The sequence below is a fragment of the Lacihabitans sp. CCS-44 genome (assembly GCF_024343735.1).
Lineage (GTDB): Bacteria > Bacteroidota > Bacteroidia > Cytophagales > Spirosomataceae > Leadbetterella.
In genome coordinates this window covers 113,745-138,985 of sequence record NZ_RJUE01000059.1, presented here as the reverse complement: position 1 = coordinate 138,985, position 25,241 = coordinate 113,745, and the positions used below count along the sequence as shown (strand labels likewise).

The following is a 25,241-nucleotide window of genomic DNA, read 5'->3' as shown; positions in this document are numbered from 1 at the left end:
ATTACCCTTATTTCTTGGAAATCAGTCATTCTGGCATTCAGGCTCTTTCAAAATTTACTTTTCAAGCCATTATTTCCGAAAAATCAATCTCGCACTAAATTTGACGAAAGACAGATGTAACATTTTATGAAAAAGCTAATTGTCAGACGCTATTAGCTAAAAACTAAAAAAAAATGAATTTCAATCAATACACTATCAAGTCGCAAGAGCTTATCCAGCAGGCTGCTCAGATAGCTCAGGGTTTTTCTCAGCAAGCTGTGGAAACGGGACATTTGCTAAAAGCCATTTTGGAAGAAGAACCGAATACGTCATCATTTTTGTTGAAGAAATATGGAAGAAGTCCTGAGGATTTCCTAAAAAAACTAGACCCTTTGGTGGAGGCATATCCAAAGGTTTCAGGTGGAAATCAACCATTTCTTGGAAACGACCTCAATAAAGCCATGACCAAAGCTCTGTCTTATTTGAAAGAGTTTGGAGATGAGTTTGTGAGTGTAGAACTTTTGTTTTTGGGTATTTTGGGTGGAAGCGATGCCGTGGCCAACTTGCTCAAAGCAGAGGGAATAAAAGAAACAGATATTAAGAAAGCTATTGTAGAACTTAGAGGAAAAAATAATCCAGTGAAAGATCAAAACGCAGAAAACAAGTACCAAGCCCTTTCTCGGTACAGCAAAAATCTGAACGATTTAGCAGAGCAAGGCAAAATTGACCCAGTGATAGGGCGAGATGAGGAGATAAGGAGGGTTTTACAGATTTTGTCGAGGCGTACCAAAAACAACCCGATGTTGATTGGTGAGCCTGGAGTGGGTAAAACTGCTATCGTGGAAGGTCTCGCTCAACGTATTGTTCAAGGTGATGTGCCCGAAAATTTGAAGTCAAAAATCGTAATTTCACTCGATATGGGTTTGCTCGTTGCGGGTGCCAAATATAAAGGCGAGTTTGAAGAACGTCTCAAAGCTGTCATCAAAGAAGTGACTGATTCTGAAGGAGAGATTATACTTTTTATAGATGAGATTCACACGCTGATAGGTGCAGGTAGTGGGGGAGAAGGTGCCATGGATGCCGCCAACTTGCTCAAGCCTGCATTGGCCCGTGGAGAATTGCACGCCATTGGAGCCACTACTTTGAAAGAATACCAAAAATATATAGAGAAAGACAAGGCATTAGAAAGGCGTTTTCAAGCCGTGGTGGTAGATGAGCCAGATATTGCAGATGCCATTTCTATTTTGAGAGGTATCAAAGAAAAATATGAGGTTCACCATGGAGTAAGAATTCAAGACGATGCAGTTATCGCTGCCGTGGAGCTTTCGAGTAGGTATATTTCAGATAGATTTTTGCCAGATAAAGCCATAGACTTGATGGACGAATCTGCGGCTAAGTTGCGTTTGGAAATGGACTCGATGCCTGAAAATATGGACGAACTTCGCAGACGTATTATGCAGTTGGAGATTGAGCGTGAGGCCATTAGGCGTGAAAATGACAAAGAAAAAGAAAATAATTTAAGTAAGGAAATTGCTGAACTCAATGAAACATTTAACAGTCTAAAAGCTAAATGGGATGCTGAAAAAGGCAAAGTAAACGAAGTAAGAACGCTCAAAGAGAAAATAGAACAACTGAAATTTGACGCTGACCAGGCGGAACGCTCAGGCGATTATGGCAAAGTGGCTCAGATTCGTTATGGACAATTGCCCGAAGCCGAAAGTCGTTTGGTTGAACTTTCTGCAAAAAATATTGACAAAGACAACCTCATAAACGAGGAAGTTACGGCAGAAGACATAGCCATGGTAGTAGCTAAATGGACCGGAATTCCGGTTTCGAAAATGCTGCAAAGCGACCGTGAAAAGCTACTGCACCTCGAAGACGAGCTAGAAAAACGTGTGGCTGGGCAAAAAGAAGCTATCGAGTTGGTTTCAGATGCGGTTAGGCGTTCTCGTGCAGGTATGCAAGACCCTAAAAAGCCAATCGGAAGCTTCTTGTTTTTGGGAAGTACCGGTGTGGGTAAAACCGAGTTGGCGAAAACACTGGCCAATTACCTATTCAATGACGACAACGCCATGGTACGGATAGATATGAGTGAGTATCAGGAAAAACACACGGTAAGCCGTTTGGTTGGAGCTCCTCCGGGATATGTGGGATATGACGAAGGCGGCCAACTGACCGAAGCCGTAAGACGCAAGCCTTACAGCGTGATTTTGCTCGATGAGATAGAAAAGGCTCATCCTGATGTTTGGAACGTGCTTTTGCAGGTATTGGACGACGGAAGATTGACTGATAACAAAGGTCGTGTTGCCAACTTCAAGAACACCATCATCATCATGACTTCTAATATTGGCTCACATTTTATCCAAGAAAAATACATGGAAGCACTCAAAGGTGCACCAGGTGCTTGGGAGAAATACTTCAAAGACGAAGCCAAAGACCAGGTGATGGAATTGCTAAAAGCTAGCGTAAGGCCAGAGTTTTTGAATCGTATTGATGAGATTGTACTTTTTGACCCATTAGGAAGAAACGAAATCAGGAAGATTGTGGCCATACAGTTTGATACCATCAAAGCTCGTTTGCAGGAGCAAGGTATCTTGATAGAAGCCACAGAAGCAGCTCTAGATAAGCTTGGAGAGGAAGGTTACGACCCAGTTTTCGGTGCCAGACCTCTCAAAAGAGTGATACAAAGAAACATCATGAATGAACTTTCAAAAATGATTCTTGGAGGTACTATCAATAAAGAAGCCATCATTGTGCTCGATGTCGATGATGAAAATCATTACAAATTCGAGAATTTACCAGAGATTAGTATTGCTTAATCGTTCTAGTTCAGAGTGGTGAGTATTGAGTGGTGAGTGATTTAGTTTAGATTTTAGCATTTTTTTATAGGGTTTAGTGGATTATGGTTGGACACCCTTGGCTCATTGGGCTGGGGGTGTTTTTTTGCCAAGTTTTATTAATAATTCCCGCTCAAAACTTTATCTTCAGAAATTTATCATCTCTATTTTCCTTGAAAAGTCTCTCTAAACTTCAATATTATTATAGTTGCTAAGCAAATTCTTCTGTAACATACATTTTTCGATTCTTTTTTTGAAAATCTCCAGATTATAGACTATCCACATTATTGAAAAAAATACAACCTTTTCCTCGATAGATTCGTATCTCTGCTATTACCTAAACTTTTAAATTTTAATGATGAAAAAATACTGTGTTCTTTTGGCTTTTGTTTTGTTTGCCATCATTTCATGTGAAAAAGAAGAGCTTCCGGCTGACCTTATGGTTATGGGTTCTTTGGCAGCAAATCCCAATCTACTGTTTACTTCTACTACGCTTAGTGGTGCAAATGAAGTGCCCTCAAATACCTCTACAGCTAGTGGTACTGCTGCAGGTACATATAACAAGACCACAAAAATTATTGACCTTACAGTTACATATAAAGACGTTACGCCTTCAAACTGGCATATTCACAAGGCAGCTGTTGGAGCATCTGGTGGTGTTATTTTTGGTTTTCCTACTACAGAGTTTAAAACCCCTTTTGTCTATAAGTCGCCGGCTGCACTTACAGACGCACAAGAGGCAGATCTTTTGGCAGGTCTATACTATGTGAATATACACAGTGCCAAAGTACCTGCTGGTGAGATACGTGGACAGATTCCTGTTGCTGCTTCTAAAGGAGCAGGAACTATTGAAGGGTCATTTAATCCCAATACTAAAATATTGACCGTAAAAATAAATTATTCAGATATAACTCCAACTGCCTGGCATATTCACAAAGGAGGGGTAAATGATAACGGACCGGTGGTATTTGATATAGGGACAGCTTTCAACTCAGGTTTTACGTATACTTCTGCAGCGTTGTCTGCCGAACAAGAAACGGACTTAAAGGCTGGAAATATGTATGTAAATATTCACACTACAAGAGCTCCTGGTGGCGAAATTCGCGGACAAATATTGGCACATTAATTTTAGATTACGATTTTACTAAAATAGAAAAACCTTCGAGCTAATACTTGAGGGTTTTTTTGCAAAATTTAACTATGCTCGTAAATTGTAAATATTACTAAGAAAGTGCTATGGCTTTCTATTTTTCTTTTGGGGTTAAGAATGGTAAGAAAATATTTTCTTCTTTACCCATTTTTAAGTATCCATTTAAAAAAAAGAATTTGGATGAATAAAACATGATCATAATTATAGCGTAATCAAAATTGTAGTCAAACAAAACTAAGTCTACTAGTAAAGAGACATTAGATAAAATGATTAACCAAAGACTCAAAGAGATTTGAACGTTTAATTTCTTGTTGCCAAACACCAAGGAAATAAAACAGGCATATTGGAAAACCCTGACAAAAAATAGTAGTTGTAGAGGGAATGAAAAGAGTGGAAAAAATAGGATGATTATAAATAAACTAAGCGAAAAAATCAAAAAAGTCTTAGTAAATGCTTTGCTTTCTTTAGTGTTGATTCTCTTTAATCTTTCTAAAATTAAATATAATTGTATCTGAATTTCGAAAAAGTAGGTAATGGTAATAATAGGTAAATAGAAGGCTTTGGTATGAAAAAAATAACTAAAGTTTAAGCCAATTGAGAGCAATATCAACGAAGCTAGTAAAATCTTGTCATTCCTATTCAGGGTATAGTTTTTACTATAAACAAAAGAAAATACCAATAGCACAGGGATACAGTTCTTAGCAATAAGAAAGTGAGGATTTAAGTCAAAAGAATAAAATAATAACTCTGCTACTACCAATAGGAAGTACGCAATCACTAGTTCTTTTTTCAATGGCTAAGAATCTATAATGGTTTGTTTAGGGTTTATAAAATTATGTAAAAAGAAATACAATTTTTACTATTTGTCAAAATAAGTACAGACATTAAAAGTATATATCTATTTTGAAGCTGTCATTTAAGATATAATCTTATAAAAATAAAGTGTAATGGGGGCCGTAAATTAAACTGTATTAGTAAAATTTAAACGATTAATGTTACTTAAACGTTTTTTGGAGAATTTTAATGAGTTTGACTTTGAGGAGTTTAAAAGTGAGGCAATAAGAAGTGGTTTCAAGCAATTAGATTTCTTAACCAGTCTTGGCTTTTGGTCCATTGTGTTTTTGCAAAATCATGAATTATAAGCCAGATTTCGGGTTTTTAGTTTTGCGTTTTTTGCAACTAATTGTGACTGTAACTAACAAGGTAAAGACAGCCAAAACGTAGAAAAGATTTAAAATCGAAGATTAGGTATGGACATGTTTTGTGAAATAGTTTTTCATCTTTTTTTTGATTAATACTGCTCAAAAATAAATGTATGTAGAATAAAAAAAGTAAGTGGAATGTAAAAAAAAATAATTGACGAGTTTTATGCGTAGTTCAGCAATTAAAAAAAAGCAGAGTCCTTTGAAAGGGTCTGCTTTTTTGATTTATATAAATTGAGTTTTTATTTGAACCCAAATTTTATCAATCCTTCACGACTTAGTCTAATGGCCTCCATAGGCTCCATGCCATCAAAAACTTGGTCTTGCTCAACAATGTAGTATTTCATGCCAGATAGTTTGGCATTTTTTAATATTCTTCCGAAATCTATTGTGCCTTTTCCAACTGGAGCAAATCTTCCTTCTTTGTCCATGTCTTTTACATGCCAGATTTTAAAACGGCCTGGGTATTTCTTAAACAATTCCACAGGGTCAACTCCAGCTTTAGTTACCCAGTATAAGTCCATTTGGAAATTGGCATATTTCGGGTCTAGATGATCTAACATGTATTCCATTGGCACTATGCCTTTGCTATTTTTCTCAAACTCAAAAGCGTGATTATGGTACAGAAATTTCAAACCCGCTGCGTCTGCTTTGCGAGCTATAGTGTCTAGCACACTCGTAAGTCTTTCTACGTCATCTGTCATTGAAAGAGACCTAGTTTTTGGGTCAAATTTAAACATACCCATTGGAGGTACTGGAGCTATAAAATACTTAAAACCAGCGGCTTTTACATCAGAAATAAGCTTGTCTGCATTGCTTGTAGTCATAGCTCCCATATGGATGCTGATAGGTTTTAGGCCTAAGCTCTTGGCATAAGACTTGAATTCCGCAGGCGTCATTCCGTAAAATTTGCCGTCTTTGTAATCTACGGCCTCAATGTATTTGTAGCCCAAATCTGCCACCGCTTTTAGTGTAGCTTTAGGATCTTTGCCCATTTCATTTCTTACGGTGTAAAGGGTCATGCCGCCCCATTTTTTTTGAGCAAATAAACTCGAATTGGCAGATAGCAACAAAATGACTATCAAAACCTTAGATAAAAAACTGTTTTTCATGATAGATAATTAATGATTAACTCCGGTTAAGGTTTACTATATTTTGGAGTGCAAATTACAGAATAATATCAATAATCGTAGTTTTTTTTGACGTATTGGTGGTTTTGTTCGATGAATGGGGGCTGTGTGAAGCTATGGGGAAAATGTGATACTAAACGAAAAAAGCCACTTGAAGTGTCTTCAAGTGGCTTTTGATTTTAAACTAGTTTTATAATCTTATTTCCCAATTCTATAAAGTCGGCCTTGGTCTGTAACGGCATATATTGCTCCATCAGTCCCTTGGTGTACATCTCTAAAACGTTGATATTCTTCGGTTAAAAGTCTCTCTTCGCCAATTACTTTGTTGTCTTTAATGACCAACCTGTTAATGTGCATTCCACTTAGACAGCCCACAAAAAGGTTGTTTTGCCATTCAGGCATCTGTGATCCAGTGTAAAAAGTCATGCCAGATGGTGAAACAGATGGATCCCAATAATAAACGGGTTGTTCCATTCCATCTTTTTGCTGAATGGCATCACCAATTTTACTTCCGCCATATTCTATTCCATAAGTAATGATTGGCCATCCATAATTCTTCCCAGCTACCACACGGTTTATTTCATCGCCACCCCTTGGGCCAAACTCATTAGACCACAAGTTACCGTCTACTGGATTGATAGTCAGGCCTTGGACGTTGCGGTGTCCGTAGGAATATAGCTCTGGTCTTGCTCCAGATACATTGGCCAATGCATTTCCTGGAGCTGGTTTGCCGTCTGTAGTAATTCTGATTATTTTGCCAAGGCTAGAATTCGTTTGTTGAGCTTGTGGACGGGTGCTTCTGTCTGAGCGTTCGCCAGTACTTACAAACAGATATCCATTTTTGTCAAAAAGTACCCTGCCACCATAGTGTAAGTTTCCTTTGTGTGCTGGTGTAGCTCTGTATATAACCACTGCATTTTCTATTTGACGATCATCATTGCTTAGTCGTCCTTTAGCCACTGAAGTATGATTGCCTCCTGCTACTGATTCAGAAAACGCCCAGTAGACCATTCGATTTTGTGCAAAGGCTGGATCAAGGGTAATACCCAATAAGCCGCCTTGTCCATCTGAATCAACAGCGGGTAGTCCAGTGATTTTTTCACTCATTTCACCCGTAGTTTTCACAATTCTCAAATTGCCGTTTTTTTCGGTGATAAGCAATCGCCCGTCAGGAAGCGAAGTCAAGCCCCAAGGTGAGCTTAGTTTTTCTGTGAGTACTTTAAATTGGTATTTGGAGGTGGTTTTTGTACCAGCTACTCGGGTTTGGCCAAAAAATGCCGATTTATAATTAGAGTTAGGCTCTCTGGTTTCTACTGGAGCGATGGTAGTATCAGGCTTTGCCAAAACACTTACATCTGATTTGGTTGCTCCTGTGCAGTTAAATGCTACAATATTCAAACAAACAAAGGGATAAAATAATATACGGTTCATGGTTGATTGTTTTGATTCTTATTTGAAACGCCTAATTTATTTTAAAAGTTTAAAAGCACCTTATTTCTTGCTATTTTATAATATAAATTTGTTTGAAAAAATATAATCTATGGCAACAATCCAGGAGTTTTTGATGCACATTAAGTACAAATTACAAAACCACACATAGAAAAGATGCCTGAATAATCACCTCATTTTTTATGAAATTTTCAAACTACCTTTTTATACAAAGCTATGCTTATTACTTGCTTCTCTTTTGACATTATTTAACTCTTTAAAATTTTGTCGATGAAAGAAAAAGTAACAAATTTCAATTTTAAGACATTTATCATAAATTTTAAAAATAAAATATTCTTATTTTTGCGAAAAAAAAGTAATTTCTATGCCCACTACGAATTTTGAGATAAACGGTAAAACTTATGCAGTTTCTATTGATGGCTGCCCTGAATTTAGATATGGTAAAAATGCAGTTTTAGCAGGTGTCAATACCGATATAGTGTATAGCCAACCTTGGTATGCTGAAGGCTACACCGCAGCAGATTTTTTAAGTGTTGATGAGTTTGCTTTTTTGAAATCTGGACTTACAGCAAGCGTAAAAAAAATAATTACTGAAGAGCTAGGTTTTGATACACATGGCTTTACCCTTGAAAAATATCACCATTTTGTAAGAACCAATGAAGAACATTACAAGGTAGTATCTCGGACACGTGACCTTTTTTCTGCCGATTTTAATTTTCCTATTGAGGAAATGATTCCAAAATTCGAAAAGATTTTAGGATTCTCATTGACAGATATTGATCCAATGTTAAAGGAAAAATTACACATCATAGTGCGAATAAACCGCCCGAAATCAAACGATTACAATCCGCCTCATAAAGACATTTATGAAGAGGTGGATAAAAATGATTATATTCCTCCTTTTGTCAATTTTTGGATTCCTATAGCTGGAGTTACCGAAAACTCTTCTTTACCTATAGTGCCAGGAAGTCATCAAATAAGCGAAGCAGAAATTCTCCGTACTTTTGACGGCGGGGTAGTAGAAGGTAATACTTACAGAGTAAGAATGATCAGAGAGTGGAGTGGAAGCCATACATTAGAAAGGGCCGCAGTAAAAGATGGGCAGGTACTATTATTCTCTTCTCACTTGATACATGGGCTAGCCATAAATGAAGAAGAAGACCTCAGCAGGGTAGCTTTAGAATTTAGATTATTTAAGTCATAACCTATTTTCAGAATTATTGAGGCCTGCATTTTATAAAAAAGTGCAGGTTTTTTTTGTGAATTGAATAATCCAGATTTTTAAATAGTAAGGCTGTGCATAAAAACGCACAACATCTCACAAAATTATTTTGTAATTTCACCTATCAAAATCTATCATATTTATGTCAGATCGGGCTACTATTGAAGGTGCTTTTAAAATTTTTTCTTCGATGAGTTCAGAGGCCTTTAAGCTGTCTGAATTTTTTTGGCAAAGTAGAATTTATAAAAAAGGAGAGTCTTACAATAATATCAATCAAGTATGTAAACAGCTTGGCTTTGTGTTGAATGGTGTATTCCGAACTTATCATCTCGATGACGAGGATGTAGAAGAAAAAAACCTATTCTTTTATTCTGCCAATCAAATAGTAGTGTCATTTGCTAGTTTTATAAATCAAATGCCCTGTCACTATTATACACAAGCCATGGTTGATTCAAAGGTGATTTACATTAACTATGAACACTTAAGTCACCTTTACAAAACTTCGCATGAATGGGAGCATTTTGGTAGGATATTGGCAGAACAAGCCTCCAATATCGCATTTGACCGAACCGAAAGTTTACTTTTTCAGTCAGCTGAGCAGCGTTATCTCAACTTCCAATCCCAGCACCCACATTTGATAAATGAGATTCCACTTTACCATATTTCATCGTATTTGGGTATTCAAGGGCCATCGTTGAGTAGAATCAGAAAAAAAATAGCAGGTAAATAAGTCGATTTTAACCTAGGTTAAAGTTTAAGAAATATTTTAGGTCGAATTTTGCATCAAATAAAAAATAAAACAAATGAAATTTACAAGGAAGGCTTCAGCAAATTGGAAAGGAACGGGAATGGAAGGCATAGGGACGGTTTCTACCCAGAGCACTGCTTTAGACAACGCCCAGTTGTCATTTAAAACACGTTTTGCCGATGGCGTGGGTACCAATCCAGAGGAATTAATCGGGGCAGCACATGCGGGTTGTTTTTCTATGCAATTGAGTTTTTTATTAAACGAAGCAGGTTTCACGGCTGACAATATTGATACGGCAGCAAGTGTGAATTTTTTAGACGGTACCATCGTAAGTATTGATCTGAACTTGACCGCCACGATACCAAATATAAGCGACGAAAAGTTTCAGGAAATAGCTTTGGCAGCAAAAGCCAAATGCCCAATTTCGAGATTACTTAATGCTGAAATTACCTTGACGGCCGCTTTGGTATAATTATAAAGTTTTTTGGTTTTTCTGAAAAGTGCCCACCCAAGGCACTTTTTTTTGTTTTTGAACTCAAGCAAAAAAAGCATGTACTATTTTAAACTCGAATTTTGAAGAGCTTTTCAGTTACATAGAAAAACAAGTTTTGGCCATATTTTTTTCTTTTCTAAAATAGATATACTATTTTTAAAAAATTTTAAAAACCCTAATTGTATGAAAGAGAATAAATCTTATATCGGTCCATTGATCATCATTGGTCTCTTGTTTTTTGTGTTTGGATTTGTGACTTGGGTCAATGGTACCCTCATCGCTTTTTTCAAAAACGCATTTGGACTTGATAATTCCAGCTCATATCTTGTTACATTCGCTTTCTTCATCAGCTATACGGTTATGGCCATTCCGTCTTCTTCGGTTTTAAAAATCGTTGGTTTTAAAAAAGGAATGTCGCTTGGTCTTTTTATCATGGCTATTGGCACCATATTGTTCGTTCCAGCGGCCAAAATGGAATCTTACCCTCTATTTTTAGGTGGTTTGTTTACAATTGGTATCGGTCTGACTTTGCTTCAAACAGCCTCAAATCCTTATCTTACCATTTTAGGTCCTCGTGAAAGTGCTGCCCAGCGTATCAGTTTAATGGGAATTGCCAACAAAACAGCTGGTATCATTAGTCAGAAGGTTTTTGGAGGTTTGCTACTTGCAGGCAGTTCAGTGGCGGCTAGTACTGTTTCTACGGCCGAACAATTAGACAAAGTTGTAGTTCCTTATATGATTCTCACAGGGGTGTTGGTGGTTTTGGCTGTCGTTATTTTGTTTTCAAAAGGTCTTCCAGAAGTATCTGAGGAGCAAGAAGGTGTAAGTGAAGGAGCTTCGAGCAAATCGAGCATTTTTGCATTTCCAAATTTGGTTTTAGGACTTTTGGCCCTGTTTGCTTATGTTGGTTTAGAAGTTATTTCTGGCGATACCATCATTTCTTATGGTATATCTTTAGGTTTTCCTGAATCCGAGGCTAAAGACTTCGGTACTTACACACTGTGGTTTATGATGTTAGGCTATGTGGCTGGTATATTTTTGATACCAAAATATGTTTCACAGCAAAATTGGTTAAAATATTCTTCAATTTTCGGTTTGATAATTACTGCAGTAGCTTTATTCACAGGTGGTTTTACATCTGTATTTTGTATTGCCTTGCTGGGACTGGCCAATGCCATTATGTGGCCAGCGATTTGGCCTTTGGCATTGGATGGTTTGGGTAAATACACCAAATTGGGCTCGGCGTTGCTAATAATGATGATTGCTGGTGGAGCTCTGTTGCCATTGGTTTATGGTAAATTGTCAGATTTGTACAGTACACAATTGGCCTATTGGTTATTGATACCGCTTTATTTATATCTATTGTATTATGCTATGATGGGTCACAAAAAGAAAAATTGGTAAACTTTGCAACAGCAAATCCATGTTTTTTATCTATTTTTATAAAAAGCAATTGATTTTTAATAAAAGATTTATGTCGAAAAAGTATTGGTTTGTTTTGTTGTTTGTTGGTTTTCAGGGTTTTGCACAAAAAGGGATTACCTTCGAGGATTCACTAAGAGGAAGTATAACCGCAGAGCGAAAGTGGTGGGATTTGAAACATTATGATTTGACTTTTGACGTAAATCCGGATGAGAGATCAATCAAAGGGCTCAATATAATTCGTTACCAGGTTCTTGCAGAAAATCAGAGTCTACAGATTGACCTTCAGTTTCCGATGAAGATTACTTATATCGAACAAGATGGAAATAGACTTAGCTACACCAAGAAAGGCGACAATGCTTATTTTGTAAAACTTATTGATAAACAGAAAGTCGGCGATATAAACTCTTTGAGTATTTCATTCGAGGGCAAGCCTTTGGCTGCGAAACGTGCTCCTTGGGATGGTGGTTTTTCTTGGGATAAAGACGAACAAGGCAATCATTTCGTGGCCACTTCGTGTCAAGGTTTAGGTGCGAGTGTATTTTGGCCATGCAAAGACCACATGTATGATGAGCCAGATAGTTTGAGAATGACTGTGACCGTTCCGGACAGCTTGCAGGATGTCTCTAATGGGCGTATGTCAAAAATGTGTATTGATGCCAGAGGAAACAGAACTACTACTTGGGAAGTTAAAAATCCAATAAACAACTATGGGGTAAATCTCAACATCGGAAATTATGTGCATTTTGGTGAAACTTATAAAGGCGAGAAAGGCGATTTGACTTGTGATTATTATGTTTTGCCTTACCATCTTGAGAAAGCAAAAATGCAATTTAAGGATGCCATCAGGATGCTTCAAGCCTTTGAGCATTGGTTTGGGCCGTATCCCTTTTATGAAGATGGTTACAAACTCGTGGAGGTTCCATACTTGGGTATGGAACACCAAAGTAGCATAACTTATGGGAATAAATATAAAAATGGGTATCTGGGTCGTGATTTGTCAGGCACTGGCTGGGGCAGTAAGTGGGATTTTATCATTGTTCACGAAAGCGGTCATGAGTGGTTTGCGAATAATATAACTTACAAAGATATAGCGGACATGTGGATTCATGAGAGTTTTACAAACTATTCAGAAACGCTATTTACCGAATATCATTATGGAAAAACGGCCGGGCAAGATTATGTGATAGGCACTAGAGCAAACATAACCAATGATAGCCCAATAATAGGTAAATACAATATTAATCAGCGTGGATCAGGTGATATGTACTATAAAGGCGGCAATATGCTGCACACCGTTCGCCATGTCATCAACGACGATGAGAAATTTCGCCAGATTCTGAGAGGTTTAAATAAAGATTTTTACCATCAAACTGTTACTACTGAGCAAATAGAGAACTATATTTCTTCGAAATCTGGATTAAATTTCTCGAAAGTATTTGATCAATATTTGAGAGATACTAAAATACCAAAATTAGTCCAAAAACCTTCAAAAGGGTCGATTTCTTACAGATGGGAAAATGTGGTGCTAGGCTTTGATATGCCCATAAAAGTTTCGGTTGATGGAACAGAACAATTTGTTTACCCTACCACGGACTGGAAAAAACTTAAAGGCAAAAGCATGAAAGCAGATAGGAATTTTTATGTGGAATAGGGTTTCAGTTTCGTTCAATAGGGTTTTAGAGTTATTTAAAATGACACTGTTGTCTGATCGAAGTCGAAGACAAGAAAGGGTAATGTCACTTCGGCTTCGCTCAGTGAGCGGTTTCAACTCTGAGAAGTTCCGTGAAGTTGTCTGAGCATAGTAGAGTATACGTGCTCGAATGATTCTTAGAACCTTTTTTAACCTACATATTTCCCGTATTTTTGCAAAAAATAAAACAATTCTCTTTTGGAAAAGAATTTAATTCAATTTTTATCTATATTTTCAGAAAGTTTTGAAAATAATATAATTTCAAAAATAACAATAAGTTTTAAAAATAAAGTTATTTCTGAAAATATTATTGATAATGAAATTAAAGCGATTTATATAAAGCCTTTTGTTTCTAAAAATGAACGAAAATTGTCTTTCGTTTTCAGATATCCAACGAAAGATGTAACGAAAAATTTCGAGTTTTCTGAAGCCAATATCTTGATTACCAAATTAATGGGTAATCAGTTTTTACAAGCCGACTTATTTTTAAAAAACGCCTCATATCATCTGATTTTTGATAAAAAAGGGAAGTTCAAATTGGTCAAAAAGGAGCTGGATTCAGAAAGACCTATTGCAGAAACTCACAATAAAATCAAGAACAGAATTGTTGAAGATGCTCCATTTTTAAGACTTCTCGGAGTTTTTTCGAACGAAGGAAAATTGAAGACCGACAAGCAAGATAAGTTCGTTCAGATTAATAAATATCTTGAGTTTTTTTCTCAAAGTATAGCTTCCTCAGATCTTACTAATGACTTTTCGGTAATAGATATGGGTTCTGGCAAAGGTTACTTGACTTTCGCTATGTATGATTACTTAACTCGAATTTTAGCGAAAAATGCTACTGTGAAAGGTATAGAGTACCGCCAAGATATGGTGGATTTGTGTAACAATCTTGCTCAAAAGGCTGATTTTGACGGCTTAAGTTTTGTTCAGGGTACCATAGAAAACGCTGATACGAGTGGAAATAATGTTTTGATAGCCTTGCACGCATGTGATACCGCCACAGACGAGGCCATTTTTAAAGGAATAAAGGCCAACGCAAAGATAATAATGGTAGCTCCGTGCTGTCATAAACAGATAAGAAAACAAATTAATCCTGCCGGCGAATTGAAGTTACTTACAAAGTTCGGTATATTGGAAGAGCGACTTTCTGAAAGTTTAACGGATCTTATAAGAGCTTTGATTTTAGAGGCCTATGGATATCAAACTAAGGTTTTTGAGTTTATAAATTCAGAACATACGCCAAAAAATCTGATGATTTCAGCGGTCTTTAAAGGATTGGACGAAAAAAAGAAAACAGAAAAGCTTACAGAAGTAAAGGCCCTAAAAGCAAGATTTGGGATTGATTTTCATTATTTGGAAAAGCTTTTGGGGCTACAAACCTCAAAAAGTAGTGATGAAATACTTACAAATTCTTAATTATCTCTACAGTTCTGGTTCTTTCGGCTTCTTTTTCTTTTTCGAAATTTATGCCATAAGTAGTGGGTTGTTTAATATTAGAGTATTGGTTTTTCTCTAATACGTTTTCGCATTGCTTTATCAACGAAAACACCATCTCGTCTTTCAAACCCTCATCCAAAGCAAGGTTATATAGCTTCACGGCTTTAGATAAAATATCAGCGACGGCCTGTGGATTTCGCTGCGACATGGCCAGTCTTTGCATTTCCGTAGCTTGTTCAAGTGTCAGACGCGGATAAAGTCCTCTGTTGGGGTCATAAGGATTGATAACCAACAAATCTCCAAGGTGTTGCTTGGCAATGTCATATTTCCTAAAAGCACGATAATCTTCGGTTTTTTTCCAAAGATACATAGCTTTTGAGCTATTTTTTATTTGGTTCTCTACGCTCAAATCTCCCTGAAATTCAGGTACTTTGGCTAGGTCTTTATACAGGAAGAAGGCATCCCAGTAGCGTCCAACCTTGAAATAATCGTCGGCTTCTTCTTTCAGGTATTGCTTGGATTGGGCGGAGGTTACGCCCAAGGAGGCTATGTATATAATGATTATCGACAGGAATGATTTCATTCTGAGTTTTTTGATTTTCGTGATTCTAATTCGTAAAATTTTCTCTCAATAGTTTATAAAATCAATTTTGCTGCCAATAATGAACTTATAACGCCAAAACTGAAAATTAAATTATATTTTTATGAAAAAATGTAAAGGGATTCAGACAGAGAGAATGATTAGTGGAGATTTTGTATCGTATTTTTCAGCGTTTCTTACTCATAACAAAATTGAATTTCAATTGCGAGATTCTTGTGTTTTTGAGAGTGGAAAAATTGAAGTGAAGTATTTAGAAACGATACCTGAAGATTATAAATTTATTGAAAAACCGATAAATGTCTGGAAAGACCAATGGTTTAAATATCCCGAAATTGTACTTTCAAGATTGAGCTCAGTGCTGGGATTAAACCAAAAACTGCCTGCTAGAGTCTGTAATGTTCGTAGGGTTAATCAACACATCGCTGAAGATTTCTTAAACCAAAATCATTTGCAGCAGTCTATTGGGGCAAAGCTTAAATACGGCTTGTATTTACCAAAAGCATATTTCAGACTTTTGCCAGAGGAATTTAAGCCTGATTCTGATGAATTGTTATTGGCGGTAATGACTTTTTCGGGTGCAAAAAAATATTATTTAGAGGAAAAAATCGTGCTGTCTTTCGAGCTCATAAGGTTCGCAAATCTCAACGGATTTAATGTTGTCGGCGGATTTTCAAAAATGTTAGGATATTTTGTAAAAGAAAAAACACCTGGAAATATTATGACTTACATAGACGCAGATTGGTCAGATGGTGAAAATTTTTCTAAATTAGGCTTCGAATTGGTAGAGAAAACTTCTCCACTGTATTTTGTTTTGGACGAAAATAAGAATCGTATAAAGGTAAGAGATAGGGTGGAGGCTGAGATAATTAATTCTGGAAGTTATAAATACATTTTGAGTGAATTCTGAGGAGGTAAAGACTGAGTTAATAGTTATTTTGGGGCCAACAGCTTCTGGAAAAACGGAATTGGCGGTTAATCTTGCCTATCAGCTTAACGGTGAAATAATTAGTGCTGACAGCAGGCAGGTTTATAAAAAAATGGATGTTGGTACTGGTAAAGATCTAGCGGAATATATAAAAAACGATAAAAATATTCCTTACCACTTAATAGACATTTGCGAAGCCGGAGAAAAGTACAATGTAGCAAGGTTTCAAAATGACTTTCATGCTGTTTTTGAGCAAGTAAAATCTAGAAACGGGTTTTCGATTCTTTGTGGAGGAACAGGTCTTTACATTCAAGCTGCTATTTCTGATTTATGGAAAACGCAGATTCCTGTTAATGAAGATTTTAGAGAGGAATCAGAATCGCTCGAAACAGAAGTTATTTTAGAGAAATATGCACACTTTTTAGAGAATTATCATTTTTCTAGCAGGAAAAGACTTGTCAGAATGGTAGAGATTTGTGAATATTTGGAGAAAAACCCCGAATTTTCTAAAGGAGAACATAAAGCTATAGATTACACCATCTTTGGTCTAAATCCGGCCTTAGAATTACGTCGTGAACGCATTTCTAAAAGGTTAAAGGATAGATTCGAGGGGCAAGGAATGGTGGCCGAGGTACAGAATTTATTAAACGATGGTGTAAGTGCTGAAACCTTGGAATATTATGGCTTAGAATACAAATACATCAGTTATTTTCTAAAAAACGATATGACTTTTGATCAAATGTTTTCAAAACTGGAGACAGAAATTCATCGTTTCGCAAAACGCCAGATGACTTTTTTTAGAAGTATGGAAAGCAAGGGATTTAAAATAAACTGGATTCCCGACAGTTTAAGTAAGGAAGAAAAGTTACAATATATTTTGAATAAAATTTAAGGGAACACGTATGGTTTTACGTTTTATCATAGGCTTATTTTTATTGTCCAATTTGGTTTTTGGACAAAAAAAAGTATGCTTGTTTTCTAATAAGTCAGGAAGTCAAGAAGTCAAGAAACTATTGATAGAGAAGTCTAAAGTATTTAATATCAATTTGATAGAAGTTGACCGACTTGAAAATTTAAGTGAATTTGGAGCTATTTTTTTTCTAGATTTTGATGAAACCAAACTTTCCGTAAAAGAGAATTCAATTTTGGTGTCTTTTTTCAAAAATGGAGGTGGGGTAATTGGCACATATGATATCCAAGGAAGCACCTCCAAAAGGATTTGGTTTGAACAAATGTTTGGAAAAGTTGAAAACAAAATGCCAGAAAAGATGGAGTTGGATCTCATTCCGGTTCAGGACTTGGGAGAAATGGGTCTTTCTCCACTATGGAAAATGCCTTTGGTTGAGTTTGTGTATCCAACAGTCCCGAAATATCTCAAGCCTATTCTGATGAATTTAGAGGGCAAAGCTATTTCTTGGTATGGAGTCTCAGAATTTGCTAATAAAGTATATTATACTTCTTTGAAAATAGACACACAAAGTATTCATAATCAGGACTTTTTAAAATCTTTATTTGGTGGTGTTAAGTCTGTTGTTTCTACTAAAAATGAAATCACAATTTTGCAAAATATTTTGCCTGAAGCCACAGATTTTAGGGTTTTAAATATTGCCAAGGGCTTTCATCAGTCTAGTGTTTTAGAGTATTTTTCGTCAAAATATTGCCTTATCCTTACGAGAAAAGGTGAGTTGTTTAACTATATCACCCTCTCGAAAGAACTTATCTCTTTGGGCTTATTCGACTCACTCAAAGACGCTGTTGATATTACTGCTGACCCAGAGTTTGAAAGCAATGGCTATTTTTACTTCTACTTCGGGGAAGACAAAGCGGTAGTTAAAAGAGTGAAAATGTTTAATCCTCAAAAAGCCGAATTGGACGATTTTAGTTTGGAGTCATCTTTTCCAATTAAAAATGTTTTTCTGAGTAAAAAGGATTCTACCAATGTTGGTATGCCCAAGTATTATCAAGGAAAGCAATTTAGCCTTTCGAAAGTTGGTGAAATTGAAGTGGCTTCATTAAATAATGACCAAGAAGTGATTGATATAGAGCCATTTGTGCTTTTCGAAAAAGATGATTCTCTGCAAGGAGCTGCTCAAAAAGAAAATGGTGAAATGTTGATATTGATGAATGATAGCCTAAACCTCGTGCAATATAGGGGAGAGAAGGGCTTTCCACCTTTTGTTTCTTTTGCTTTTAAAAATCTTAGCATCAAACCTCCTTTTAAGGTAGAGTTTGAGGCAATTATAGAAGAAGGCTTTGATTTAGAATGGGAGATTTTAGGTAAAAAACAGATAGGAAAAAAAGTCGCTCAAGTTTTTAAAACTGTCGGTGAATATCCCATAAATCTAAAAGCATTTAACAAAAATGGGCAATCAGATTATATGAGCAAAACCATAAAAATAGAAAAAGCCTCCATCGTTAAATGAAGGCCTTCCAAAGTCTTTCAATCGTCTTTCTTATTCGTGTTCTCCCAGATATCTTTCCGCATCCAAAGCCGCCATACAGCCTGTTCCAGCTGCTGTAACAGCCTGACGGTAGATTTTGTCTTGGGCATCACCACAAGCAAAAACTCCTTCTATGTTGGTTTTAGTTGAGCCTTTTTCTATGATAATATATCCAGCTTCATCTAATTGTAAGAAATCCTTAAAAATACCTGTATTGGGTTGGTGACCGATGGCCACAAAGAATCCATCTAAAGCTATTTCGCTTGTTTCGCCAGTTTTATTATTTTTAACTCTAACACCAGTTACACCGTCTGTTCCCAAAACTTCCTCTGTGTCGGTATTGAACAATATTTCTATGTTTGGCGTGTTTTTTACTCGCGTTTGCATGATTTGTGAGGCTCTGAATTCGTCTCTGCGGACTAACATAGTCACTTTTTTGCAAAGTTTCGACAGGTAATGAGCCTCCTCGCAAGCAGTATCTCCTGCACCTACAATGGCCACGTCTTTTCCTCTGTAAAAGAAGCCGTCACACACCGCACAGGCTGATACGCCCATACCATTAAGCCTTTGCTCAGACTCTAAGCCCAACCATTTTGCTGATGCACCTGTGGCTATGATTACAGTTTCTGACGTTATTTCTATGCTTTCGTCGATAATTACTTTATGAGCCAATGGTGTTGAAAAATCTACACTCGTGGCCATGCCGTATCGGTTATCTAGGCCGAATCTTTCTGCTTGTATCCTCAAATCTTCCATCATTTGTGGACCTTCGATGCCTTGTGGATATCCTGGGAAGTTTTCAACGTCGTTGGTGATGGTTAACTGTCCTCCTGGCTGCATGCCTTGGTACATAACTGGTTTCAAACCCGCTCTTCCTGCATATATAGCCGCTGTATAACCCGCTGGCCCCGAACCCAATATCAAAACCTGAACTTTTTCTTGTGTCATCAATTATAATCTTTATTTAATAATGCATTTTGCAGCTGCAAAGTTCGAGAATTGGAGTCTTATTTCCATGACAAATGTCACATAGCTTATCTTTTTATTAGAAGATATGGATCTCTATCGTGAGTGATTTGATATTTTTGTGACTTACCTGTCAATCCAGTTTTCTAATTTAATATTTTCTATATTAGTGAAGTCTTTGATATTCTCTGTAACCATAATAAGGTTGTTTTGAATTGCGGTCAATGCAATTAAGAAATCAAATTCATCATGTACAGGTTTTCCTGCTTTTCTGAGTCTTACTTTTTCAAAGGCATATAAATCTAATGTGCTGTATATTGGGAGAATAGAAATACTCGAAAGGAATTTTTTTACTTGATTTTGCGACTTTTCTTTATTATGGCTAAGTTCGGCTCCATAGGAAAGCTCAAATGCCGTAATTTCGGAGATATATAAATTTGATAAACCGGTTTTCTTAAATATCGAATCTAAGTTAAATTTCCCCCTCAGAAAGTAAACACAAATATTGATATCAATCAAATATTTCATCTAAAGGGCTATTTCTTTGAATCTAAATTTTCTTGATGATTTAATTTCTCTTATCAATTCCTCATCAGTTTTTTCTTCAGCAAACCCGCCAAATGTTTTATAAAATTCGTCTTCGGTATTATTATTAATTTTTATGGATTCAGATAAATGTTTTATAATGTTTTTTTTAGTCTCAGAACTATATGTATTGAGCAAACTTGAAAATGCTAGAAGGATATTTTTTTCTGTCGCTGTCATTGAGAATGATTTTTCGAAATTTACTAAAATTTATACTATTTACAAAAACTTAATCTCAATCCTTCGATTTAGTTGGCGATTGGCATCTGAGTCATTTTTTACTTTCGGTTGAGTTTCACCATAGCCAATTGGCACAATTCTGTCTGCCACAATGCCTTCTGTTTTTAGAAATTCCACTACAGCCATTGCTCGTTTTTTAGAAAGCTCTTTGTTGGCAACATCGTTTCCGATGTCGTCGGTATGGCCCGATATTTCTACTTTCAGTGAGGCATTTTTTTGAAGTAATTCTTTGAGTTTCTTTAGTTCTATATCTGACTCTTTTCGTAAAACAGCCGAACCGCTGTCGAAAAATATATTTTCCAACACTTCTTTAGTCTCTTTTTCTATTTTAGTCAACAAAATATCCAATCTCTTTCCTTCGTCGTCTTTTGTAAAATCAAACTTGAGGCTTTTGAAAAAATAGTTCGGGGTTTCTACATACAAAACATATTCTCCATCGCCTGGCAAAATGGCCATATAGTCGCCTGTGATGGGGTCAGACAGGAATTTGGATATTTTTTCTCCTGTTTTGATGTCTACCAATTCTATGGTTGTATAAAGGGGTTTATTGGTTTTTTGATCTAAAACAAAACCTTTTAAGTAATGCGTTCTGTCTATTTTATCTGATAGTTCTATAGGGATAGAAAACTGATAAAGAGATACCTTGTCGTTTTTGTCAACAGAATAAAATGCTTTTTTGCCATCTGCTGATATGAAAAGAGAAAGTTCATCGTCGCCGGTATTTATTGGATAGCCCATATTCAATATTTCACCTCCGAATCCCCTTTTTATGCTTGTCAAATAGATGTCAAACTTTCCCATTCCCTCTTTTCCGTTAGAAGAGAAAAACAAAGAATAGCCGTTTGCGTGTATAAATGGCGAGACCTCATCATAACTTGTATTGATATTTTTGCCCAAATTCACGGCCTTTTTCCAGTTTCCTTTTTCGTCCAACTCACTCATCCAAATGTCTTTTTTGCCTTGTCCAAGGGGTCTTTCGGAGGAGAAAAATAGCTTCGAGCCATCTGAAGACAAACTGGGTTGCGAATCCCAAAAGTTCGAGTTGATATTCGGGCCTAAATTTTTGGGTACCGACCAAGTATTACCTTCTTTTTTGCTTATAAATAAGTCGCAGCTGCCAAAAGAATCTCTGCCTTCGCAGGAGGTAAATACCATGATTTTGCCATCCGCAGAAATACTGCATGTGCCTTCATTGTATGGTGTATTTATTTCCTTCGAAATACTCGTAGGTTTGCTCCAAATATTGTTTTTGCTTTCAGAAATATAGATGTTTTCGTCTTCTAGGTCGTTTCTGGCCGTAAAAATAATGGTGCTATTGTCAGCCGTGAGTACCGGAAAATACTGTTTGTTTTTAAAGTTCAAAACATCGATTAATGGTTCAGGCTTGATGTTCAGAGGTTTAGCTATGGCTTGAATCCCAAATTCTGCTGTCTTTATTTGTTTCTGTATTTGCTGATAAATAATGGAGTTTTTGTTGGTGTTGTTGAGCGAAACGGTCAAGTATTTTTTTGCATCCTCAAAACGATGATTTTCTAAAGCTCTGGAACCTAAGTAGGTGTATGCCTGCACAAATCCAACGCCAGAGGTGTCTTTTTGTATCACTTTTTGGTAAAATTCAGACGCTTTTTTCTGGTTTCTGAACGACTCATGTATTTGGGCAATTCTGAAATAAGCCTCTGTTTTGATAGAGTCTTTTTCTAGATATTTTTCAAAGTTTTCTAGTGCTGACTCATACCTCCTTTCCATGAAATCCTTCTTGCCTTTCTCAAATAACATAAGTGTTTTTTTGTCTTGAGCGAAAACCGAAATCGATAGAAAAAATAAAATGAAGATACTTTTAATGGTCATTGTTGAGATATATGAATACCGATAAAGTGCAAAAATTAGTCCAAATGATAATATACCGTAGTTTTTAAAAAACGTTGGCTTTTTGTTATTATTTTTGAATTTTGAACAGAATCTATGTTAAATTATTATTCCTTTTTTAAGGCTTTTCATATTGTTGGTTTCGTTACTTGGTTTGCAGGTTTATTTTATCTGGTCAGGATGTTTGTTTATCATGCTGAAGTAGAGCAAAAACCCAAAGAACTTCAAGCCGACTGGAGGGCACAATTTACGCTGATGCAGTGGCGAGTGTATAAGATTATTTCCACTCCAGCCATGGTCGTAACCTGGATTTTTGGACTGTTGATGTTGGCAACCAACCCAGCCGTTTTGGATCAAACTTGGATCAAAATCAAATTGGTTTTGCTTGTTTTGTTGGTTATTTATCATTTTTACTGCAAATCTATCATTATCAAACAAGAAAAAGGTGAAGACAAAGCGGGCTCGTTTAATTACAGGCTTCTGAACGAGCTACCAACCTTGTTTTTGGTAGCCATTGTTTTACTGGCTGTCGTTAGGGATTTCTTGGATTTTCTGAAACTCTTCGGAGGCGTGATTGCCTTCGGAATGGTGCTATTTATTTTTGCTAAACAATATAAAAAAAGAAGAGAGGGCAAATGAGAATGACGAAATTATTGATGGTTTTCTTGGTTTCTTTCCAACTAGCTTATGCTCAGCTAAGTATGAGCAAATTACCCATTTTTGTAATAAATACCAAAGGCCAAACTATTAAAGACGATCCTAAGATATTAGGAGAGTTGAAGGTGATTTACAATGGAGAAGGGAAAGAAAATAAACTGTCAGACACACAGTTTCATTACAATAGTTTTGTGGGTGTTGAATATCGTGGGTCGAGTTCTCAGGGATTTCCTAAAAAAGGCCTTGGAATAGAACTTCGAACCGAAAAAGGAGAAAATAATCCTTTGGCACTTTGTGGGTTGCCAGAAGATTCTGACTGGATTCTTTATGCATCCTATAACGAAAAAAGCCTGATGCATAATGTGTTAAGTATGAGTCTAGCTCGTCAAATGGGTATGAATGCCAGTCGTACAAAATATGTGGAGGTGGTCATTGATAATAATTATCAAGGTGTTTATGTGCTGATGGAAAAAATAAAAGTGGATAAAAATCGGGTAGACATAGCCACTTTAAAGCCCGAGGATATATCTGGAGACGAACTGACAGGTGGATATGTTGTGAAAATTGACAAAAGTACAGGCACAAACTACGGTTCATTCAGGTCAAACTATACCAATACGAATGGTTTTGCGAATCAGTATTATTATCATTTACCTAAAACTATAAATGATACCCAACGAAATTATATTAGAGCCTATATTCGTAAGTTTGAAGACACTATTTATGGTAAAGATTTTAAAGACGAACTTAAGGGCTACCACCAGTACGTTGACCTAAGTTCATTTGCTAAGATGTTTATAGTGAATGAAGTATCGAGAAATATAGATGGTTACAGGATAAGCTCGTATTTTTCAAAAGATAAAGACTCCAAAGGTGGAAAGTTGACCGCCAGCCCTCCTTGGGATTATGACATTTCTTACGGGAATGCCGATTATTGCGAGGGAGGTAGATATGATTTGTGGGCCTACAAGTTCAATGAAATCTGTCCAAGGGACGGTTTTCAGGTACCTGTTTTTTGGAAGAAAATGGTTTCTGACCCTAAATTTATTGGTGAATTGCGTAATATCTATTTTGAACAAAGAAAAGCTGGTGGCGTGCTGGATCATGACAGAATCGTGAAGGAAATAGATGAATTAAAAAACAATGTGGCTGAGGCAGCAGCAAGAAATTTTCAGAAATGGCCAATAATAGGAACTTACGTGTGGCCAAGCCCGAGGCCGGTACCATCTACTTGGGATTTAGAAATTGTAGAACTCAAAAACTGGATATTTAATAGGCTGACTTGGATGGATAGAAATTTTCCTGAAGAATTTGTTTTGACTGCAAACGAGTTGCCTTCTGAAAGTCTTCAAGTTACAGCATTTCCTAATCCTTTTGTAGACAAACTACAGATAAAAATATTAAGCCAAAATAGTCAAAAAGCCGAAGTATCTTTCTCGGATATTACTGGCAGGATAATTCTCAAAAAAGATATCGAACTTTCTTCAGGAGAAAATTTTGTGGATTTCGACCAAATTCAGAACGTAAACGATTTCTTGTTTTTGAAAATTAAAACTGAAAGTGGCGTGATGGATTTCAAGAAGGTGGTGCGAGTGAAGTGAGTTTCAAAAAGTACATTTTGCTTAATTATTAAAAAAAATGTAAAAATCTATTCAGCCTGAAATTTGTGTAAATCCGTGATATTTTCAATATCCGTGTAATCCGTGTTCCATTAAATTGTTTATCCCTCCAAATACCTACGCCCTCACCATAATCTTATGAGGAATTCCATCTTCTATGTAGTCTTCATTGATACTTTCGAAGCCAAACGAAGCATAAAAGCTTTCCAAATACGCTTGGGCTCCTATTTTTATTGATTTTTCGCCAAAGAGTTCTTGTACTTTCTCAACGGATTTCCCAAATATTTGTCTTCCATATCCCTCACCACGGCCATTTGGTGACGCCACAACTCTGCCAATACTTAAAAAACCCTCATAATAAAGGCCAGCGTCAAAAAGTCGGGTGTAAGCCATCAGTTGATTATTGTGGCCATAACCCATAAAGTGTATAGCTTTTTGGTCTTTGTAATCCAAGTCCAGGAAAACACAGTTCTGTTCCACCACAAAAACTTCTGACCTGAGAGCCAATATTTCATAGAGTTCATCCACACTTAATTCAGCAAAAGCCTTACATTCTATCCGAAGATTACCCATTAT

At 36.4% G+C, this 25,241-nt stretch carries 22 protein-coding genes; 13 read left to right on the top strand and 9 right to left on the bottom strand.

Going from position 1 to position 25,241, the window contains the following annotated elements; genetic code table 11:
* Nucleotides 1-173 precede the first annotated feature (173 nt).
* The gene (clpB, locus tag EGI26_RS13930; protein WP_255079178.1) at nt 174-2,798 is read left to right on the top strand and encodes an ATP-dependent chaperone ClpB; all 2,625 of its coding nucleotides are present in this window, start codon (nt 174-176) and stop codon (nt 2,796-2,798) included.
* A 373-nt stretch (nt 2,799-3,171) separates the two neighbouring features.
* The gene (locus EGI26_RS13925) at nt 3,172-3,942 is read left to right on the top strand and encodes a CHRD domain-containing protein (protein ID WP_255079177.1); all 771 of its coding nucleotides are present in this window, start codon (nt 3,172-3,174) and stop codon (nt 3,940-3,942) included.
* A 118-nt stretch (nt 3,943-4,060) separates the two neighbouring features.
* Here EGI26_RS13925 and EGI26_RS13920 read toward each other — a convergent pair whose 3' ends face one another.
* The 3 genes from EGI26_RS13920 to EGI26_RS13910 all read right to left on the bottom strand — a co-directional run bounded on the left by EGI26_RS13920 (nt 4,061) and on the right by EGI26_RS13910 (nt 7,729).
* Nucleotides 4,061-4,759 (bottom strand): hypothetical protein, encoded by a 699-nt coding sequence (locus tag EGI26_RS13920; RefSeq protein WP_255079174.1) that lies wholly within the window; start codon nt 4,757-4,759, stop codon nt 4,061-4,063.
* 651 nt (nt 4,760-5,410) lie between these two features.
* Nucleotides 5,411-6,280 carry a sugar phosphate isomerase/epimerase gene (locus EGI26_RS13915; RefSeq protein WP_255079173.1) on the bottom strand — a complete coding sequence of 290 codons (870 nt, stop codon included), beginning with the start codon at nt 6,278-6,280 and terminating at the stop codon, nt 5,411-5,413.
* A gap of 216 nt (nt 6,281-6,496) precedes the next feature.
* A complete protein-coding gene (locus EGI26_RS13910) occupies nt 6,497-7,729 on the bottom strand; it encodes a PQQ-dependent sugar dehydrogenase (protein WP_255079171.1) in 1,233 nt (410 codons plus the stop codon).
* 382 nt (nt 7,730-8,111) lie between these two features.
* On the opposite strand from EGI26_RS13910, the gene EGI26_RS13905 reads away from it, so the two are divergent.
* The 6 genes from EGI26_RS13905 to EGI26_RS13880 all read left to right on the top strand — a co-directional run bounded on the left by EGI26_RS13905 (nt 8,112) and on the right by EGI26_RS13880 (nt 14,744).
* On the top strand, nt 8,112-8,951 hold the full coding sequence (locus EGI26_RS13905) for a phytanoyl-CoA dioxygenase family protein (RefSeq protein WP_255079170.1): 840 nt from the start codon (nt 8,112-8,114) through the stop codon (nt 8,949-8,951).
* Nucleotides 8,952-9,111: 160 nt separating this feature from the next.
* Nucleotides 9,112-9,699, top strand: a complete 588-nt coding sequence (locus tag EGI26_RS13900; RefSeq protein ID WP_255079167.1) for a Crp/Fnr family transcriptional regulator — start codon at nt 9,112-9,114, stop codon at nt 9,697-9,699.
* A 73-nt stretch (nt 9,700-9,772) separates the two neighbouring features.
* Nucleotides 9,773-10,189: an OsmC family protein gene (locus tag EGI26_RS13895; RefSeq protein WP_255079166.1), complete on the top strand. Its 417-nt coding sequence runs from the start codon at nt 9,773-9,775 to the stop codon at nt 10,187-10,189.
* 204 nt (nt 10,190-10,393) lie between these two features.
* Nucleotides 10,394-11,614, top strand: a complete 1,221-nt coding sequence (locus tag EGI26_RS13890; RefSeq protein ID WP_255079165.1) for a sugar MFS transporter — start codon at nt 10,394-10,396, stop codon at nt 11,612-11,614.
* Nucleotides 11,615-11,684: 70 nt separating this feature from the next.
* Nucleotides 11,685-13,286, top strand: a complete 1,602-nt coding sequence (locus EGI26_RS13885; RefSeq protein ID WP_255079162.1) for a M1 family metallopeptidase — start codon at nt 11,685-11,687, stop codon at nt 13,284-13,286.
* A 408-nt stretch (nt 13,287-13,694) separates the two neighbouring features.
* Nucleotides 13,695-14,744, top strand: coding sequence for an SAM-dependent methyltransferase (locus EGI26_RS13880; RefSeq protein WP_255079160.1), 1,050 nt, complete (start codon nt 13,695-13,697; stop codon nt 14,742-14,744).
* Here EGI26_RS13880 and EGI26_RS13875 read toward each other — a convergent pair.
* Entirely contained in the window at nt 14,731-15,348 is a 618-nt protein-coding gene (locus EGI26_RS13875; protein WP_255079159.1) for a hypothetical protein, read from the bottom strand. The two genes, EGI26_RS13880 and EGI26_RS13875, sit on opposite strands and share 14 nt — an antisense overlap.
* Before the next feature lie 121 nt (nt 15,349-15,469).
* On the opposite strand from EGI26_RS13875, the gene EGI26_RS13870 reads away from it, so the two are divergent.
* Genes EGI26_RS13870 through EGI26_RS13860 form a run of 3 tightly spaced genes read left to right on the top strand, consistent with a single transcriptional unit; the run spans nt 15,470 to nt 18,714 of the window.
* Entirely contained in the window at nt 15,470-16,273 is an 804-nt protein-coding gene (locus EGI26_RS13870) for a hypothetical protein (protein ID WP_255079158.1), read from the top strand.
* Nucleotides 16,263-17,183, top strand: coding sequence for a tRNA (adenosine(37)-N6)-dimethylallyltransferase MiaA (miaA, locus tag EGI26_RS13865; RefSeq protein ID WP_255079157.1), 921 nt, complete (start codon nt 16,263-16,265; stop codon nt 17,181-17,183). The genes EGI26_RS13870 and miaA overlap by 11 nt, the downstream gene beginning before the upstream one ends.
* A gap of 10 nt (nt 17,184-17,193) precedes the next feature.
* The gene (locus EGI26_RS13860) at nt 17,194-18,714 is read left to right on the top strand and encodes a hypothetical protein (protein ID WP_255079156.1); all 1,521 of its coding nucleotides are present in this window, start codon (nt 17,194-17,196) and stop codon (nt 18,712-18,714) included.
* Between the two features lie 30 nt (nt 18,715-18,744).
* Here EGI26_RS13860 and trxB read toward each other — a convergent pair whose 3' ends face one another.
* The 4 genes from trxB to EGI26_RS13840 form a co-directional block, all read right to left on the bottom strand.
* Nucleotides 18,745-19,680, bottom strand: coding sequence for a thioredoxin-disulfide reductase (gene trxB, locus EGI26_RS13855; RefSeq protein ID WP_255079154.1), 936 nt, complete (start codon nt 19,678-19,680; stop codon nt 18,745-18,747).
* 144 nt (nt 19,681-19,824) lie between these two features.
* On the bottom strand, nt 19,825-20,226 hold the full coding sequence (locus EGI26_RS13850; RefSeq protein ID WP_255079153.1) for a PIN domain-containing protein: 402 nt from the start codon (nt 20,224-20,226) through the stop codon (nt 19,825-19,827).
* Complete coding sequence (locus EGI26_RS13845; RefSeq protein WP_255079152.1) at nt 20,227-20,463, bottom strand: hypothetical protein; 237 nt, start codon at nt 20,461-20,463, stop codon at nt 20,227-20,229. It lies immediately after the preceding gene.
* 39 nt (nt 20,464-20,502) lie between these two features.
* A complete protein-coding gene (locus EGI26_RS13840) occupies nt 20,503-22,371 on the bottom strand; it encodes an OmpA family protein (protein WP_255079151.1) in 1,869 nt (622 codons plus the stop codon).
* 114 nt (nt 22,372-22,485) lie between these two features.
* Between EGI26_RS13840 and hemJ the strand changes: the two genes are divergently transcribed.
* Complete coding sequence (gene hemJ, locus EGI26_RS13835; RefSeq protein WP_255079149.1) at nt 22,486-23,028, top strand: protoporphyrinogen oxidase HemJ; 543 nt, start codon at nt 22,486-22,488, stop codon at nt 23,026-23,028.
* A 2-nt stretch (nt 23,029-23,030) separates the two neighbouring features.
* Nucleotides 23,031-24,647: a CotH kinase family protein gene (locus EGI26_RS13830; protein WP_255079148.1), complete on the top strand. Its 1,617-nt coding sequence runs from the start codon at nt 23,031-23,033 to the stop codon at nt 24,645-24,647.
* A 135-nt stretch (nt 24,648-24,782) separates the two neighbouring features.
* Here the strand turns inward: EGI26_RS13830 and EGI26_RS13825 are convergent, their stop codons facing one another.
* A complete protein-coding gene (locus EGI26_RS13825; RefSeq protein ID WP_255079144.1) occupies nt 24,783-25,238 on the bottom strand; it encodes a GNAT family N-acetyltransferase in 456 nt (151 codons plus the stop codon).
* Nucleotides 25,239-25,241 lie beyond the last annotated feature (3 nt).